Origin of the sequence: Pseudoalteromonas sp. S16_S37, assembly GCF_014694405.1 — a bacterium.
Taxonomy (GTDB): Bacteria; Pseudomonadota; Gammaproteobacteria; order Enterobacterales; family Alteromonadaceae; genus Pseudoalteromonas.
Genome location: NZ_JAAUWV010000193.1, coordinates 1 through 587 on the forward strand (window position 1 = coordinate 1; position 587 = coordinate 587).

General features: G+C 42.4%; 1 pseudogene. It reads left to right on the top strand.

Features of this window, described 5'->3' with window-relative positions:
• Positions 1-587, top strand: a pseudogene (locus HC733_RS22575) (IS3 family transposase); the annotation flags it as partial.

Sequence of the window (587 nt, forward strand, 5' to 3'; positions counted from 1 at the left end):
GGAAAAGGAAATCCTAAAAAAGGCCAGTGCCCTCTTGCTAAAAGAAACCAAATAGCGTTTAAAACGATAAAACAACTCTCGTCGATATTTCCTGTTACGCAGCTTTGCAGAGTAATAGGTGTGAGTCGCAGCGCTTATTATGCTTGGCTAAATAGGCCTGTGAAGCGCATTGCACCTGAGCAGCTTAATCTATATCGAAGAGCCAAAGCTATTTTTAAAAACAGTCGAAATAGCTTGGGTTACCGAGAGTTAAAGAAACGGTTATGCAAGGAGGGCTTTCAGGTGAGTAATTATGGAGTTCAACAGCTCATGAAAAAGCTTAGCTTAACCGTGACACAACGGGTTGCTTATAAGGTGACGACGAAGCGCAAGCATAGTGATAGCGTAGCTGATAACTTATTGAATCAAAACTTCAATCCAGTAGCTGCAAATCAAGTTTGGGCTGGTGATGTCACGTACTTGAAAACGGGTGAAGGCTGGATGTACCTAGCAATAGTAATGGATTTATACTCCAGACGAATCGTCGGTTGGCACATCGATAAGCGCATGACGACAGACTTAGTAAGTAAAGCGATGCTAAAAGCGTA